Genomic DNA, 15,501 nt, shown 5'->3' with positions numbered 1-15,501 from the left:
GGTCCGCTGTGCCGCCCCGGTGCCGCACCTGTGCGCCGCCTGTGAGCGCCCCCGCCGAGGCGATCAGGGGCGACCAGCGCAGGAAGCGCCCGCGGGAGCGGTCCTTGATCACGGTGACCGTCACGTGGTCACGGTGGCGCCGCAGTCACGTGCCGTTCAGAAAGATCTTGGTCGATTGTCGCCGCGCGAGCGCCACGGTAGGGCTGTGGGCCCAGCGCTCCCGTGACTCCCGGAACGATCTTCGCTGGAGGCCCCTCAGACCCGCGCGGGCGCCTCGGCGGGAACGGCTGCGGGGGTGAGGGGGAGGGTCACCCGGAACTCCGTGCGCCCCGGCACGCTCTGCAGCTCCACCCGGCCGCCGTGCGCGGCGACGACCGCGTCGACGATGGCCAGGCCGAGCCCGGTGCTGGCGGTGTCGTTGACCGCGCGGGCGCGGCCGGCGGAGCCGCGGGCGAACCGCTCGAACACGTGCGGCTGCAGCTCCGCGGGGATGCCCGGGCCGGTGTCGACCACGCTGAGCAGCGCGGCGTCGTCGTCCACCCCGAGGCCGACGGTGACCAGGGTGCCCGTCGGGGTGTGGGTGCGGGCGTTGGCCAGCAGGTTGGTGAGGACCTGGGTGAGCCGCGAGGCGTCGCCGGGCACCGTGACCGGTTCCTCGGGCAGGTCGAGCTGCCAGCGGTGGCCGGGACCGGCGGCGTGGGCGTCCGAGACGGCGTCGAGCACCAGCCGGGTGAGGTCGACGGGGGCGCGCTCGAGCGGACGGCCGGCGTCGAGCCGGGCGAGCAGCAGCAGGTCCTCGACCAGCGTGGACATCCGCTCGGCCTGGGACGAGATGCGGGTCAGCGCGTGCGCCGTGCCCTCCGGCAGCGCGGCGCCGTCCCGTCGGGTCAGCTCGGCGTAGCCGCGGATCGCGGCGAGCGGGGTGCGCAGCTCGTGGCTGGCGTCGGCGACGAACCGGCGCAGCCGGGTCTCGCTGTCCTGGCGGGCCTCGAGGGCGCCCTCGACGTTGTCCAGCATCCGGTTCAGCGCGGCGCCGACCTGCCCGACCTCGGTCCGCTCGTCGGGCCCGGGCACGCGGGTGGCCAGCTCGACCTCGCCCCGGTCCAGCGGCATCGCGGACACCTTCGCCGCGATGCCCGCGACCTCCTCGAGGGGCCGCAGCTCGCGCCGCACCAGCACCGTCGCCGCGCCCCCGGCGCCGCCGAGCGCCGCCCCGATCACGATCAGCTCGATCACGACCAGCCCGTCGACGACGTCCGCGACCTCCTGCGCGGGCTGGCCCAGCACGAGGACGGCGCCGTCCGGCGCGGGCACGGCGACGGCGCGGTACTCGCCGAGCGAGAGCGACACCGTGCGCGGATGGCCGCCGGGCCGCAGCGACGACGCGAGCAGCGTGACGTCGGACGCCGGGACGGGGCTGGACGAGCCCCGCCGGTCCGTGACCGCCGCCCCCTGGACGACGCCGTCGCGGACGACCGCGCCGAGGGTCCCGGGCTTCTGCGCGGGTCCGAGGAAGGAGTCGCCCCGCGGCAGGTTCGGCGGCGCGGGCTCGGACCGGGAGAACTGGAAGCGGCCGGCGGCTCCGAGGACGTCCTCGTCGAGCCGGTGGTAGAGGAAGCTGCGCAGCGCGATCGCCGTCGCGACCCCGATGACCGCGCAGGCCAGGGCGATCAGCAGCAGCACGGTGACGACGAGCCGGGCGCGCAACGTCCGGCTGCGCGCCACGACCCGGTCGGTCATCCGTGCGGCCATGCGCCCGTCCTCAGCCGGCGGCGGGCTTGAGCACGTACCCGGCCCCGCGCACGGTGTGGATCATCGGTGCGCGCCCGGCGTCGATCTTCTTGCGCAGGTAGGAGACGTACAGCTCCACCACGTTGGACTGGCCGCCGAAGTCGTAGTGCCACACCCGGTCGAGGATCTGCGCCTTGGACAGCACCCGCTTCGGGTTGCGCATGAGGAACCGCAGCAGCTCGAACTCGGTGGCGGTGAGCTCGACGTCGGTGTCGCCGCGGCGCACCTCGTGGCTGTCCTCGTCGAGCACCAGGTCGCCGACGACGAGCTCGGAGCCCTGCCGCGCCGCCGTCATCCCGGCCCGGCGAAGCAGCCCGCGCAGCCGGGCGACCAGCTCCTCGAGGCTGAACGGCTTGGTGACGTAGTCGTCGCCGCCCGCGGTCAGCCCGGCGACCCGGTCCTCCACGGCGTCCTTCGCGGTCAGGAACAGGACCGGCACCTCCGGGCTGTCCGCGCGCAGCCGACGGAGCACCTCGAGCCCGTCGAGGTCCGGCAGCATGATGTCGAGGACCACGGCGTCGGGCTTGAAGTCGCGCGCGGTCCGGACCGCGGTGAGCCCGTCGCCCGCGGTGCGCACCTCCCAGCCCTCGTACCGCAGCGCCATCGAGAGCAGGTCCGAGAGGGTGGCCTCGTCGTCGACCACCAGGACGCGGACGGGGCTGCCGTCGGCGCGGCGGAGTGGCGCGGACTGCTCGGTCACCTCGGTCATGGTAGGAGAGCCTCGCTGCCGCGGCTGTGTCGCGGGTGGGCGCTCCCTGTGCAGCGGCTGTGCGGGCCCGCCGCACACGTCCCGCAGGCCCGCCGCACAGCGGACGGACAGGTTCCGTCAGCACGGTGGGCGCCGGTCGCGGACCTTCGCCCGGAGGCCGGCGGCACCCCGCCGAGCGGGTGCCCCGCAGGCCGGCAGCACCCCGCCGCAGGGCGGCGACGGCACGATGCAGGCCCCGCCCGGCGTCGACCCGACCACCCGGACGACGGCCATGGACGCGTGCGCCGACCTCGCGCCGAACCCGGCCGCCGCGGCGACGACCGGCTGACGACCCGGGCACGGTTCGATCACGGGGCGGTCCCCGCCCGACCGGCCGGGCCGCCCTGTACTAGTTTTCGCCGGTGCACGCGGAGAGATCGCCGGTCCTGGTCGGCGTCGGGCAGGTCCTGGCCAACCGGGACCGGACCGTGGCCGGGGCCCGCGAGCCGCTGCGCCTGGTCGCCGACGCCGTGCACGCCGCCGCCGCGGACGCGTGCGGCGCGGGCACCCGGCTGCTCCGGGAGGTCGACGCGATCACCGTCCCGCATGTCGCCAGCTGGGCCTACGCCGACCTGCCCGCCCGGCTCGCCGAACGGCTCGCGGCGGCCCCGGTGCGCACCTTCTCGGCGCCGGTGGGCGGGCAGTGGCCGGCCGCACTGGTCGACGCGGCCGCGGCGCGGATCGCGGCGGGGGAGTCCCGCATCGAGCTGGTCGCCGGGGGCGAGGCCTCGGCGTCGCTCGGCGTCCTGCAGCGGGCGGGCGTCGAGCCCGGCACCGACCTCGGCTGGACGACCGATCCCGGCGGGGTCGCCCCGATCGGGGCGGACGACCTGGGCAGCCCCGCCATGCAGGCCGCCGGCCTGGTGCTGCCCACCCGGGTCTACCCGATGGTGGACACCGCGTTCGGGCACTCGCTCGGCGAGACGCCGGCGGAGACGATGGCCTCCGGCGCGGCGGTGTTCGCGGCGCTCAGCGAGGTCGCCGCGAAGAACCCGGTCGCGTGGAACCCGACCGCCAGGGACGCCTCCGACATCCTGCGCGTCGGACCGGACAACCGGATGATCTGCGAGCCCTACCCGCTCGCGGTCAACGCGATGCCACTGGTCGACCAGGCCGCGGCGCTGCTGCTCACCTCCCGCGAGATCGCCCTGGAGCACGGCGTGCCGGAGGAGCGGCTGGTGCACGTCTGGGGTGGGGCCGGGGCCGCCGACGCCGCCGACGTCCTCGCCCGGCCCTCGCTGACCGGCTCGCCGGCGCTGTGCTCGGCGCTGCACCGCGCGCTCGCCGCGGCCGGGCTGGCCGCCGACGCGGTCGACGTCGTCGACGTCTACTCGTGCTTCCCCGTGGTGCCCCGGCTCGCGAGCCGCTACCTCGGGCTGCCGGCCACGGCCCTCGCCGGCGCGACCGGCGGGCACTCGGCCTTCGGCGGCCCGCTGTCCACCTACACGCTGCACTCGCTCGCGGCCTGCGCCGAGCGCATCCGCGCCGGTGCGCGCACCGCCCTGGTGCACGCGAACGGCGGGTACCTGACCCGCCAGCACGCCGTCGTCCTCGGGCGGGAGCCGCACGCCGACGGGTACATCGGCGACCCGGACCCGCACGCCACGGCCGAACCCGGCCCGCCGCCGTGCCCCCTCGCGGAGGTGCCCGACGAGCCGGTGCGGGTCGAGGCCGCCACCGTCGAGTACGACCGGGACGGCCACCCGGCGCAGGGGTTCCTGGTCGCCCGGACCGCCGACGGCCGCCGCCTCGCGGGCTGCACCGCCGAGGGCGACGCCGCCAGCGCGCGCACGCTCACCGTGTTCCCCGAGGGGTCGGTGCAGCCGGCGGGCCCGGCCGTCGTCGGGCGCGAGGTGCGGGTGCGCGCCGTCGGGGACCGGATCCAGGTGGACCCCGTCTAACGGGCGCGCCAGTATCCGGTGGCGTAGACCGCGCGGCGGTTCAGCTTCCGGTCCGTGAGCAGGTGCCCGCGGATCTCCTTGACCGCCGCGGACTCGCCGGCGAGCCAGGCCTGCCCCTCGCCCCCCGGGAAGTCCGCTGCCCGCACCGCCGCGACCAGCGGCTCCCCGGCGGGCGCCGCGCCGCGGTGCACCCAGGTGACCGCGGCGTGCCCCGGCAGCTCCTGCTCCTCGGCGGGGTCGGCGACCTCGAGGATCGCCAGCGCGGGCACCTCGGCCGGGAGGGCCTCCAGCACCGTCGCGACGGCGGGCAGCGCGGACTCGTCGCCGATCACCACGTGGAAGTCCGACGCGGGATCCGGGACCCAGCGCCCGCCCGGCTCCGAGACCCCCACCCAGGCCCCGGGCTCGGCGGCCTGCGCCCAGGCCGCGGCCGGGCCGTACCCGTCGTGGAGCACGAAGTCGACGTCGAGCTCGGGGGCGGCCGGGTCGAAGCGGCGGACGGTGTAGGTCCGGATCGTGGGCCGCGGCTCGCCCGCCGGCCAGACGGGACCGCCGGTGCTCGCCCGGGGCACGGCCGGCCGGTCCTGCCCCTCGACCGGGAAGAACATCTTGATCCGCCGGTCCGGCCCCTCGCCCGGGAACCCCGCCAGCTCCTCGCCGGTCAGGGTCACGCGGATCATCTTCGGGGTCACCCGGGTGCTGCGGCTGACCTGCAGCAGCCGGGGGGCGGTCGTGGTCACGGCGCACCATGGAACCACAACGCGCATCGGCGCCCGACCCGACCGCAGTATGGATCCACAACGCGCTCGAGGCCGCGCTCCGATCGCGTCATGGATCCCGACTGCGGTCGGTCCGGCCTGCCAGCCCGCTCCACGCCAGGTCCATCAGGTACTCCGTGGCCTGCTCGGCGGTGACCCGGGGATCGCGCTTGCGCCACACCGCGAGCCGCTCGCACGCCCCGACGATCACCTGCGCCCAGCCCTGCAGCCGCAGCGGATCGGCCGCGGGCGCGGCCACGCCGAGCAGCCCGGCGATGAAGTCCGTCTGCTGCGCGCGGATGGCCTCGACCGCCTCCGCGGCGATGCTCGCCTCCGAGTAGAGCAGCGTGAAGGCCGGGGCGCGCTCGTCGAGGAAGCGGAAGAACGCCAGCGTGCCGCGGCGCAGCATGTCCTCGGGGCCCTCGGCGGCGAACGCGGCCTCGGAGGTCACCTCGAGCAGCTCGGTGCGCGCCCGCGACACGCACGCCAGCAGCAGGCCCTCCTTGGAGCCGAAGTGCGTGTACAGCACCGGCTTCGTGACCCCCACCCGCTCGGCCACCGCGTCCATCGACGCGTTGGCGTAGCCGCGCTCGGCGAAGACCGCGACCGCGGCGTCGAGGATCTGCCGCTCGCGCTCGGCCCGGGACACCCGCCGCCGGGGGGACGAGGCAGGGGTGGAGGCCGCGCTCGTTCCCATGCGCCAGACCCTACCCGGCGTCAAGTTACCCGTGGTAAGTTACCAGCGGTAACACCCACCGGAGGGGAGCGGAGATGCTGGACACCCTGATCGTCGGCAGCGGGTTCGCCGGCCTGGGCGCCGCCGTGAAGCTGGACGAGGCGGGTCGCCGGGACTTCCTGATCCTGGAGAAGGGCGAGACCCTCGGCGGCACCTGGCGGGACAACGTCTACCCCGGTTGCGCCTGCGACGTGGAGTCGCACCTCTACTCCTTCTCGTTCTTCCCGAACCCCGAGTGGACGCGCACCTTCGCGCGCCAGCCCGAGATCCGCGCGTACCTGGAGGCCACGGCCGACCGGTACCGGCTGCGCGACCGCATCCGGTTCGGCGTGCACGTCACCGGCGCGGAGTGGGACGGCGGCGCGTGGGACGTGCGCACCAGCGACGGCGAGACGATCCGCGCCCGGTACGTGCTCTTCGGCACCGGCGCGCTGCACGATCCCGCGGTGCCCGAGATCGAGGGCCTGGACCGCTTCCGCGGCACCGCCTTCCACTCCGCGCAGTGGGACCACACCCACGACCTCACCGGCAGGCGGGTCGCCGTGATCGGCACCGGCGCCAGCGCGATCCAGTTCGTGCCGGCGATCGCGCCGCAGGTCGGGCACCTCACGCTCTTCCAGCGCACCGCGCCGTGGGTGCTGCCCAAGCCGGACCGGCCCATCCCGGAGCGCACCCGCCGCGCGTTCCGCCGCTTCCCCCTGCTGCAGCGGTTGCAGCGGCTCTCGCTGTACTGGCGGCACGAGGCGCTGGTCCTCGGCTTCCTGCACCCGACGGTGATGAAGGTGGTGCAGCGGCTCGGCCTCGCCTACCTCCGCAGGGTCTTCGCCGGCGACCCCGCGCTGCGGAAGAAGGTCACCCCGACCTTCACCATGGGCTGCAAGCGCATCCTGATGAGCAACGACTACTACCCGGCCCTGCGCCGGGACAACGTGGCCGTGGAGACGGACCGGATCGTCCGCGTCACCGAGACGGGCGTCGTCACCGTCGACGCCGGGGGCCGGGAGACCGAGCACGAGGTCGACACCATCGTCTTCGGCACCGGCTTCAAGGTCGCCGACGGCCTGGCCCGGATGAACGTCACCGGGCGGGACGGCGTCAAGCTGGCCGACGCCTGGGCCGAGGGCCCGGAGGCCCTGCTCGGCACCATGGTGGCGGGGTTCCCGAACCTGTTCACGATCGTCGGGCCGAACACCGGGCTGGGGCACAGCTCGATGGTCTTCATGGTCGAGTCCCAGCTGAACTACGTGCTCGACGCCATGCGGACCGTCGACCGGCACCGCGCGGTCGCGATCGACACCCGCGCCGAGTCCCAGGCCGAGTTCAACGCCGAGATCCAGCGCAGGCTGGGCAGGGCGGTGTGGGCGAGGGGTGGCTGCGCGAGCTGGTACCTCGACGAGCACGGCCGCAACCGCACGCTCTGGCCCGGGTACACCTTCGACTTCCGCCGCCGCACCCGCAGGCTCGACCCCGGGCACCACGAGCTCGTCGCGTAGCGTCCGCCGCATGGAGCCCGCCGCGGTCTACGCGATCCCGATGACCACCCGGTTCCGCGGGATCACGGTGCGGGAGGGGATGCTCCTGTCCGGACCGGCGGGCTGGGGCGAGTTCTGTCCCTTCCCGGAGTACGCGGACGCCGAGGCCGCGGCCTGGTTCGCCGCGGCCCGCGAGGCGGCGGAGGAGGGCTGGCCGGAACCGGTGCGCGACACCGTGCCGGTGAACTGCATCGTCCCCGCCGTGGGACCGGACGAGGCCGCGGAGATGGTGCGCGCCTCGGGCTGCGGGACGGCCAAGGTGAAGGTGGCCGACCACCCGGACTCGGCGCGCGAGGACCTCGAGCGGGTCGCGGCGGTGCGGGACGCGCTGGGGCCCGCCGGGCACGTCCGCGTCGACGCCAACGCCCGCTGGGATGTCGACACCGCCGTCCGCGAGGTCCGCGCGCTCGACGAGGCCGCGGGCGGCCTGCAGTACGTCGAGCAGCCGTGCCCGACGGTGGAGGAGCTGGCGGCGGTGCGCCGGCGCGTCGACGTCCGGATCGCCGCCGACGAGTCGATCCGCCGCGCCGAGGACCCGCTGCGGGTGGCCGTGGCCGGGGCCGCCGACGTCGCCATCCTCAAGTGCCTGCCGCTCGGCGGGGTGCGCCGGGCGCTGCGGGTCGCCGAGGCGTGCGGGCTGCCGTGCGTGGTCTCGTCGGCGCTGGAGTCGAGCGTCGGGCTCGCCGCCGAGATCGCGCTGGCCGCGGCCCTGCCCGAGCTGGAGTTCGCCTGCGGGCTCGGCACCGGCCGGCTGTTCACCGCGGACGTCGTGGCCGAGGCCGACCGGCTGGTCCCGCGGGACGGGGTGCTGCCGGTGCTGCGCACCGCGCCCGAGCCGGTGCGCCGCGCCGAGGTCGCCGCCGATCCCGGGCGGGAGGCGTGGTGGCGGGCCCGCGCCGAGCGGGTCGCGCTCCTGTGAGGACGGTCGTACCCGGACGTGTCCGCGGACGACGGCGGCGGCCGGTCGGGCACCGCTCTACGCTGGCCGCGTCATGAGCGTCGTCGTGGTCGGGGCCGGGCTCTCGGGGGTGGCGTGCGCCCGTGAGGTGGCGCGCGCCGGGCTGCCGGTGAAGGTCCTCGACCGCGCGCACACCGTGGGCGGCCGGATGGCCAGCTCCCCGCACGACGGGCGTCCGGTCGACATGGGTGCGGCCTACTTCACCGTGCGGGACCCGGAGTTCGCCGAGGTCGTCGCGGGCTGGCGCAGCGCCGGGCTCGCGCGGCCGTGGACGGCCGAGATGGCGGTGCTGGCGCACGGCGACCGCTCGCGGTCGGCGGGCCCCATGCGCTGGGCGGCGCCCCGGGGGCTGCGCAGCCTCGTGGCCGCGCTCGCCGAGGACCTCGACGTCGAGCTGGACCACGAGGTGAAGCGGGTCGAGGAGGGGCCGCGGGTCGACGGCGAGCCGGCCGACGTGGTCGTCCTCGCGATGCCGGACCCGCAGGCGCTGCGGGTGCTGGCGCCGGGCCTCGGCGCCGTCGCGCTCACCTCCGGCCGGCCCTGGCGCCCGGTGCTCACCGTCGCGGCCGGCTTCCCCACCCGGGAGTGGCCGGAGCTCTCGGCCGCGTTCGTCAACGACCACCCGGTGCTCACCCTGGTCGCCGACGACGGCGCCCGGCGCGGCGACGGCGTCCCGGTCCTGGTCGCGCACACCACCTCCGCGGTCGCGCGGGCCCACGACGCCGACCCGGCCGGCGCGATCCCGACGGTGGTCGAGGCGGTGTGCGCGCTGCTCGGGCTCTCCGAGGAGCCGGTGTGGACGGACGCGCACCGCTGGCGGTTCGCCGCCCCCGAGCTGGACCGTGCCGAGCCCTTCCACCTCGGGGAGGACGGCATCGGGCTGGCCGGCGACGGCTGGGGCAGCTCCCGGATCGAGACGGCCTGGCGCTCCGGCACGCTGCTCGGCCGCGAGATCGTGAAGCGGCTGCAGCGGTAGCGCTCTCGTTGGCGATCGCGGCGCGCCAGGACGTAGCGTCTCCCGCATGAGCGAGACCCGGACCGCGACCCCGCAGACCCCCACCCCCGAACGGCCCTTCGGCTGGGACCGGGGCAGCGGCGCGGCCCGGATGGCCGAGCCGGGCGCGGCCGGCCGCGCGGTGCTCGCGGAGCTGGCCGCCGCCCTGCCCGCGGACCGGGTGCTCACCGATCCGGACACCGTCCGCCCCTACGTGCACGACGAGGCGGAGTGGGCCGAGTACGGCGCGCCGCTCGCCGTCGTCCGGCCGCGGTCCACCGCCGAGGTCGCCGAGGTCGTGCGGGCGGCGGCCCGGCACCGCGTCCCGGTCGTGCCGCGCGGGGCCGGCACGGGCCTGTCCGGCGGGGCGAACGCCGTCGACGGCGGGCTGGTGCTGTCCCTGGAGCGGATGCGGGACATCGTGGAGATCGACGCGGGGGAGCGGCTCGCGGTCGTCCAGCCCGGGGTGGTGAACGACGACCTGCGCGCGGCCGCCGCGAAGGAGGGCCTCTGGTACCCGCCGGACCCGGCCAGCGCGCCCTGGTCGACGATCGGCGGGAACGTCGCCACCAACGCCGGCGGGCTGTGCTGCGTGAAGTACGGCGTGACCCGCGACTACGTGCTCGCGCTGGAGATCGTCACGGCCGGGGGCGAGATCGTGCGGGTGGGTCGGCGCACCGCGAAGGGCGTGGCCGGTTACGACCTCGCCGGGCTGCTGGTGGGCTCCGAGGGCACCCTCGGCGTGATCACCGAGATCACCGTGCGGCTGCGGCCCACGCGGACCGCGCCGCCGCGCACCGTCGTCGGCTTCTTCGACACGCTGGCCGCCTGCGGCGCCGCCGTGGCCGCGGTGACCGCCGCCGGGCTGCAGCCCGCGATCTTCGAGCTGGTCGACCGGCACTGCCTCAAGGCCGTCAACGACTGGAAGCACATGGGCCTGCCCGAGGACGCCGCGGCGCTCCTGCTGGCCCAGACCGACCTCCCCGAGCCGGCCGCCACCGCCGAGGCCGAGGGGATCCTCGCCGCGTTCGAGGCCAACGGCGCCCGGGACGCCCTCGTCTCGACCGACCCCGTCGAGGCCGACGCCCTCTTCGCCGCCCGCCGGCTCGCCTACCCGGCCTTCGAGCAGCGCGGTGACGCCCAGCTCACCGAGGACGTCTGCCTGCCGCGCAACCGGCTCGCGCCGATGCTGGAGCGGATCGAGGAGATCTCCGCCCGGAACGAGACGTTCATCGGCACGGTCGCGCACGCGGGCGACGGCAACCTGCACCCGCTGATCATGGTGCCGCCGAGCGACCCGGAGGCGAAGGCGCGGGCCCAGCAGGCGTTCGACGAGATCGTCGACGCCGCGATCGCGCTGGGCGGCACCGTGACCGGCGAGCACGGCGTGGGCCTGCTCAAGCGCGCCGGCATGCGCCGCGAGCTCGACCCCGGCTCGCTCGCGATGCAGGAGGCGATCAAGAAGGCGTTGGATCCGCACGGGATCCTCAACCCCGGCAAGGTGCTGTAGATCATGGACCGCTTGCTCCCCGCCCTCGTCGAGCCGACCGACGAGCCGGCGCTGCGCTTCCCCGACGGAGCCGTCACCTATCGCGAGCTCGCCGCGCTGACCTCCGACCTGGGCGCCCGGATCGCCGGCCGCTCCCGCGTCGCCGTCTGGGCCACCCCGACGCTCGCCGCCGCCACCGGGATCACCGCCGGGCTGCTCGCGGGGGTGCCGGTGGTGCCGGTGAACCCCAAGGCCGGCGAACGGGAGCTCGCGCACATCGTCGCGAACTCCGCGCCCGAGGTGGTGCTGACCGCGCCCGGCGTCGAGCTGCCCGCCGCGATCGCCGGGCTGCCCCGCATCGAGGTCGACGTCAGCGCCCGTCCCCACCCGGTGGACCTGCCGCCCGAGCCGCCCGCGGACGCCCCGGCGCTCGTCGTCTACACCTCCGGCACCACCGGACCGCCCAAGGGCGCCGTGCTCTCCCGGGGCGCGGTCGCCGCGGACCTCGACGCCCTGGCCGACGCCTGGGCCTGGACCGGGGCGGACCGGCTCGCCCACGCGCTGCCGATCTTCCACGTGCACGGGCTGGTGCTCGGCACGATCGGCCCGCTGCGGCGCGGGGGCTCGCTGCACCACCTCGGCGCGATCGACGGGCGGAAGCTCGCCGCCGCCGTCGACGAGGGCGCCACCATGGTCTTCGGCGTGCCCACCCACTACCACCGGCTCGCCGCGGACTTCGAGGCCGACCCCGAGACGGGCCGCACGGTCGGCCGGGCCCGGCTGCTGATCTCCGGCTCGGCCGCGCTCACCGCCGTCGACCACGCCCGGATCGAGAAGGCGACGGGGCTCGCGGTCCGCGAGCGCTACGGGCTCACCGAGACGCTGATCCTCACCGCCGCCCGCGCCGACGAGGAGCCCGAGGTCGGCACGGTCGGGCGGCCGCTGGCGAACACGGAGGTGCGGCTCGCGCCGCTGCCCGCGGCGGAGGGCGAGCAGCCCGACGGTGCCGACGGTGCCGACAGCGGTCTGGGCGCCGTCGAGGTCCGCGGCCCGCAGCTGTTCTCCGGCTACCTCGACCTGCCGGAGGCCACCGCCGCCTCCCGCACGGACGACGGCTGGTTCCGCACCGGCGACATCGGCCGCTGGACCGAGTCCGGGCTGCTGGCGCTGGTCGGCCGGCAGGCCACGGACTTGATCAAGTCCGGCGGCTACAAGATCGGCGCCGGCGAGATCGAGAACGCGCTGCTGGAACACCCGGCGGTGGCCGAGGTGGCCGTCGTCGGCGTGCCGGACCCGGACCTGGGGGAGCGGATCGTCGCGCACGTGGTGCCGGCGGGCGAGGCACCGGAGGCGCGGGAGCTCGTCGACCACGTCGCTGCCCTGCTGGCGCCGCACAAGCGGCCCCGCGAGGTCCGCTTCGTGGAGTCGCTGCCGCGCAACGCGATGGGGAAGGTGCAGAAGAAGCTGCTGTGACCAGGGGCCGAACGGCGCCCGACGGACGGTCCCCCGACACGTTTGAGTGATCAGCCCGTTCGGGCATTCTCGTTCCATGGCTACCGGCACCCCGACGACGAAGAACACCCGGACGTCCGGCCGCCCGACGGCGACCTACCGCGGCCCGGCCGCGGCCGGCGCGCCGAACCTGGCGGGCGTCGAGGGGGTGCGCTCGACCGTCGCCGGTGCCCCGGTCGTGCTGGAGTTCGAGCGGTACGACTCGCCGGACCTGCGCCTGGCCACCTCCGGGATCGTGCTGGCGATCCACCGCACGGACGACCCGGCGCACCCCGAGGCGTTCTGGCGCCTCGACCTGCCGGACGCGGTGGAGGGCGAGCAGCTCCGCATCCCGGCGACCCCGCCGGACGTGGAGGGCGTCGATCCCGACGTCCCCGCCGAGCTGCGGGAACTGGTGCAGGGCGTGCTGCGCGGCGCGGACCTCGCCCCCGTCGGCCGGATCCGCCGGGTCCGCACCGTCGAGTCGCTGCGCGACGGCCGGCGCCGGGAGATCGCCGAGATCCGCCGGGACGAGGTCCAGCTCGCGACGTTCGGGTCCGAGACGACCCTGGAGAACTGGACCGAGGAGGCGGTGACCGTGTCGGGCGGCCCCGCCGGGCTCCTCGACGCGCTGGCCGAGCGGCTCGCGGCCACCGGCGCCGCGCCGGCGGAGGCCACCGCCGAGGCCGAGCTCGACCGGCTCCTGCGCGAGGCCGCCCCGCCGCCCCCGGCCCGGTGGACGGGCAAGCAGGGCAGCGCGGGCGCCGCCGTGCTGGCCTACCTCGCCGAGCACGCGGACCGGCTCGCCGCCGAGGACCTGCGGGCCCGCCGGGACGAGGAGGACGCGGTCCACCAGCTGCGGGTCGCCGCCCGGCGGATGCGCAGCGCCCTGCAGGCCTTCTCCTCGCTGTTCGAGGGCCCGCGCGCGGAGGCGCTGATCGAGGAGCTGCGCTGGCTGGGCCGCGCCCTCGCCCCCGCGCGGGACCTCGAGGTCCAGGAGGAGCGGATCACCGCCGCGGTGCACGCGCTGCCGCCGGAGCTGGTCCTCGGGCCGGTGCAGGCGCAGATCACCCGGCACTTCGCGCGGTCGCAGGCGGAGGCCAAGGCCGCGGCGATCGCCGCCCTCGACGGCGAGCGCTACGCCGCGCTGCGCGGCGCGATCGAGCGCTTCCTGCAGGACCCGCCGCTCGCGAAGGCGGCCTCGTCGAAGAAGGGGCTCTCGGCGGCGCTGAAGAAGGCCGACAAGCGCTTCGACAAGCGGGTCGTCGCCGCGCTCGACGCCCTGGCCTCGGGCGAGGACGCGGGGGGCGACCCCGACACCGCGATCCACGACGCCCGCAAGGCCGGCAAGCGGCTGCGCTACGCCACCGAGCTGGCCGGCAGCCCGAAGCAGGCCAAGCGGCTCAAGGCGATCACCAAGGCGCTCGGCGAGCACCAGGACGTCGTCGTCGGGCGGCAGCTGCTGCGGGAGCTGGGCGCCCAGGCGCACGCGGAGGGCGAGAACGGCTTCACCTTCGGCCTGCTCTACGGCCGCGCACAGGTCGAGGCCGAGCGGATCGAGGAGCAGCTTCCCGAGCTGCGGCAGAGGTGAGCCCGCCGACCGGGCCGGCAGGATCGCGGCCGTGAGCGACGCCCGGGACCCGGTGGCCGACCTGCGCCGGATCGCGTTCCTGCTCGAACGCGCGCACGAGTCGACCTATCGGGTCCGCGCCTTCCGCACCGCCGCAGCGGCGCTGCGCGGCAAGGACCCCGAGCAGCTCGCCGCGCTGGAACGCTCCGGTGAGCTGCGCAAGCTGAAGGGCGTCGGCGACGTCACCGCGCGGTGCGTCGCCGAGTCCCTGCGCGGCGAGGTGCCCGTCTACCTGCGTCGGCTGGAGGCCACCGAGGGCGTCGAGCTGGACACGGCGGCCGCGGACCTGCGCGAGGCGCTGCGGGGCGACTGCCACAGCCACACCGACCAGTCGGACGGCGGCTCCCCGCTGTGGGAGATGGTCGAGACGGCGATCACCCTCGGGCACGACTACCTCGTCGTCACCGACCACTCGCCCCGGCTGACCGTGGCGAACGGGCTGTCCCCGGAGCGGCTGCGGCGCCAGCTGGAGCAGATCGCCGAGCTCAACGCGGGCCTCTCCGGGTTCCGCGTGCTCACCGGCATCGAGGTCGACATCCTCGAGGACGGCGCGCTCGACCAGGAGGAGGAGCTGCTCGGTCGGCTCGACGTCGTCGTCGCGAGCGTGCACTCGAAGCTCCGGATGCCGCGGGACGAGATGACCGAGCGGATGCTCACCGCGGTCGCGAACCCGCACGTCGACGTCCTGGGGCACTGCACGGGCCGGATGGTCACCGGGAACCGCAAGCGACCGGAGTCCGAGTTCGACGCCGACGCGGTGTTCGCCGCCTGCGCGGAGCACGGCGTCGCCGTGGAGATCAACTCGCGCCCCGAGCGGCTGGACCCGCCGAAGCGGCTGCTGCGGCTGGCGGTCGAGGCCGGGTGCGAGTTCACGATCGACACCGACGCGCACGCCCCCGGCCAGCTCGACTGGCTCGACTACGGCTGCACGCGCGCCGTGCAGTGCGGGGTGCCGACCGAGCGGATCCGCAACACCTGGGAGCTGCCGGAGCTGCTGGCCGCCCGGTCCTGAGGTCAGGCCAGCTCGAAGTCGGCGAAGTCGAAGCCCGGGGAGACCACGCACGAGACGAGCGCCGGCGCCTCGCCGAGCAGGCGCGCGGACTGCCACGCGTTCGCCGGCACCAGCTGCTGCGGCTCGCCCGCCTGGAGGGTCGACGACGTCCCGACGCCCGGTTCGGAGCCGATCCGGAGGTCGACGGCGGAGCCCGAGTGCCACAGCCAGAGCTCGCCCGAGCGCACCCGGTGCCACCGTGACTCCTCGTCGAGCAGGTAGAGGATCGCCGTGGCCGTCGGTCGCGGACCGTGCTCGGTCTCGACGGTCACCGGTGAGGTCCAGGTGCGGCGGAACCAGCCGCCCTCCGGATGCGGAGCCAGGTCGAGGGCGGTGGCGAGGGCGGGCGGCGGCACACCCCGAGTCTCGCGGCCGCCGGCGGTCCTGTCACGTCTCGTGATCATCGTTCGTCACCGGCCGTG

13 protein-coding genes are annotated in these 15,501 nt (G+C 76.0%); 8 read left to right on the top strand and 5 right to left on the bottom strand.

Annotated features, from left to right (window positions below):
* Positions 1–255: 255 nt before the first annotated feature.
* Complete coding sequence (locus ACFQH9_RS20650; protein WP_379567917.1) at positions 256–1,752, bottom strand: sensor histidine kinase; 1,497 nt, start codon at positions 1,750–1,752, stop codon at positions 256–258.
* A 10-nt stretch (positions 1,753–1,762) separates the two neighbouring features.
* Positions 1,763–2,500, bottom strand: coding sequence for a response regulator transcription factor (locus ACFQH9_RS20645; RefSeq protein ID WP_379567915.1), 738 nt, complete (start codon positions 2,498–2,500; stop codon positions 1,763–1,765).
* A 401-nt stretch (positions 2,501–2,901) separates the two neighbouring features.
* On the opposite strand from ACFQH9_RS20645, the gene ACFQH9_RS20640 reads away from it, so the two are divergent.
* On the top strand, positions 2,902–4,440 hold the full coding sequence (locus tag ACFQH9_RS20640) for an acetyl-CoA acetyltransferase (protein WP_379567913.1): 1,539 nt from the start codon (positions 2,902–2,904) through the stop codon (positions 4,438–4,440).
* Here ACFQH9_RS20640 and ACFQH9_RS20635 read toward each other — a convergent pair.
* On the bottom strand, positions 4,437–5,180 hold the full coding sequence (locus ACFQH9_RS20635) for a siderophore-interacting protein (RefSeq protein WP_379567911.1): 744 nt from the start codon (positions 5,178–5,180) through the stop codon (positions 4,437–4,439). The genes ACFQH9_RS20640 and ACFQH9_RS20635 overlap by 4 nt on opposite strands.
* An 88-nt stretch (positions 5,181–5,268) precedes the next feature.
* Positions 5,269–5,895: a TetR/AcrR family transcriptional regulator gene (locus ACFQH9_RS20630; RefSeq protein WP_379567909.1), complete on the bottom strand. Its 627-nt coding sequence runs from the start codon at positions 5,893–5,895 to the stop codon at positions 5,269–5,271.
* A gap of 74 nt (positions 5,896–5,969) precedes the next feature.
* Between ACFQH9_RS20630 and ACFQH9_RS20625 the strand changes: the two genes are divergently transcribed.
* From ACFQH9_RS20625 to ACFQH9_RS20595, 7 genes are all read left to right on the top strand, one after another.
* Positions 5,970–7,427, top strand: coding sequence for a flavin-containing monooxygenase (locus ACFQH9_RS20625; RefSeq protein ID WP_379567907.1), 1,458 nt, complete (start codon positions 5,970–5,972; stop codon positions 7,425–7,427).
* A gap of 10 nt (positions 7,428–7,437) precedes the next feature.
* On the top strand, positions 7,438–8,385 hold the full coding sequence (locus ACFQH9_RS20620; protein WP_379567905.1) for an o-succinylbenzoate synthase: 948 nt from the start codon (positions 7,438–7,440) through the stop codon (positions 8,383–8,385).
* Positions 8,386–8,458: 73 nt separating this feature from the next.
* Positions 8,459–9,400: an NAD(P)/FAD-dependent oxidoreductase gene (locus ACFQH9_RS20615; protein WP_379567903.1), complete on the top strand. Its 942-nt coding sequence runs from the start codon at positions 8,459–8,461 to the stop codon at positions 9,398–9,400.
* A 130-nt stretch (positions 9,401–9,530) separates the two neighbouring features.
* A complete protein-coding gene (locus tag ACFQH9_RS20610) occupies positions 9,531–10,928 on the top strand; it encodes an FAD-binding oxidoreductase (protein ID WP_379568040.1) in 1,398 nt (465 codons plus the stop codon).
* A 3-nt stretch (positions 10,929–10,931) separates the two neighbouring features.
* A complete protein-coding gene (locus tag ACFQH9_RS20605) occupies positions 10,932–12,380 on the top strand; it encodes an AMP-binding protein (RefSeq protein ID WP_379567901.1) in 1,449 nt (482 codons plus the stop codon).
* A 76-nt stretch (positions 12,381–12,456) separates the two neighbouring features.
* Entirely contained in the window at positions 12,457–13,989 is a 1,533-nt protein-coding gene (locus ACFQH9_RS20600; protein ID WP_379567899.1) for a CYTH and CHAD domain-containing protein, read from the top strand.
* 31 nt (positions 13,990–14,020) lie between these two features.
* Positions 14,021–15,040, top strand: coding sequence for a PHP domain-containing protein (locus ACFQH9_RS20595; RefSeq protein WP_379567897.1), 1,020 nt, complete (start codon positions 14,021–14,023; stop codon positions 15,038–15,040).
* A gap of 2 nt (positions 15,041–15,042) precedes the next feature.
* On the opposite strand, the gene ACFQH9_RS20590 is transcribed toward ACFQH9_RS20595, so the two are convergent.
* A complete protein-coding gene (locus ACFQH9_RS20590; protein WP_379567895.1) occupies positions 15,043–15,435 on the bottom strand; it encodes a cupin domain-containing protein in 393 nt (130 codons plus the stop codon).
* Positions 15,436–15,501 lie beyond the last annotated feature (66 nt).

It is taken from the genome of Pseudonocardia lutea (assembly GCF_042658055.1).
In the GTDB taxonomy this organism is placed as follows: Bacteria; Actinomycetota; Actinomycetes; order Mycobacteriales; family Pseudonocardiaceae; genus Pseudonocardia; species Pseudonocardia lutea.
This window is presented reverse-complemented; position numbering and strand designations above follow the sequence as displayed.

Coding starts and splice junctions, on each gene's coding strand:
- ACFQH9_RS20650 (WP_379567917.1), bottom strand. CDS start 1,752: ATGGCCGCACGGATGACCGACCGGGTCGTGGCGCGCAGCCGGACGTTG.
- ACFQH9_RS20645 (WP_379567915.1), bottom strand. CDS start 2,500: ATGACCGAGGTGACCGAGCAGTCCGCGCCACTCCGCCGCGCCGACGGC.
- ACFQH9_RS20630 (WP_379567909.1), bottom strand. CDS start 5,895: ATGGGAACGAGCGCGGCCTCCACCCCTGCCTCGTCCCCCCGGCGGCGG.
- ACFQH9_RS20625 (WP_379567907.1), top strand. CDS start 5,970: ATGCTGGACACCCTGATCGTCGGCAGCGGGTTCGCCGGCCTGGGCGCC.
- ACFQH9_RS20620 (WP_379567905.1), top strand. CDS start 7,438: ATGGAGCCCGCCGCGGTCTACGCGATCCCGATGACCACCCGGTTCCGC.
- ACFQH9_RS20615 (WP_379567903.1), top strand. CDS start 8,459: ATGAGCGTCGTCGTGGTCGGGGCCGGGCTCTCGGGGGTGGCGTGCGCC.
- ACFQH9_RS20610 (WP_379568040.1), top strand. CDS start 9,531: ATGGCCGAGCCGGGCGCGGCCGGCCGCGCGGTGCTCGCGGAGCTGGCC.
- ACFQH9_RS20605 (WP_379567901.1), top strand. CDS start 10,932: ATGGACCGCTTGCTCCCCGCCCTCGTCGAGCCGACCGACGAGCCGGCG.
- ACFQH9_RS20600 (WP_379567899.1), top strand. CDS start 12,457: ATGGCTACCGGCACCCCGACGACGAAGAACACCCGGACGTCCGGCCGC.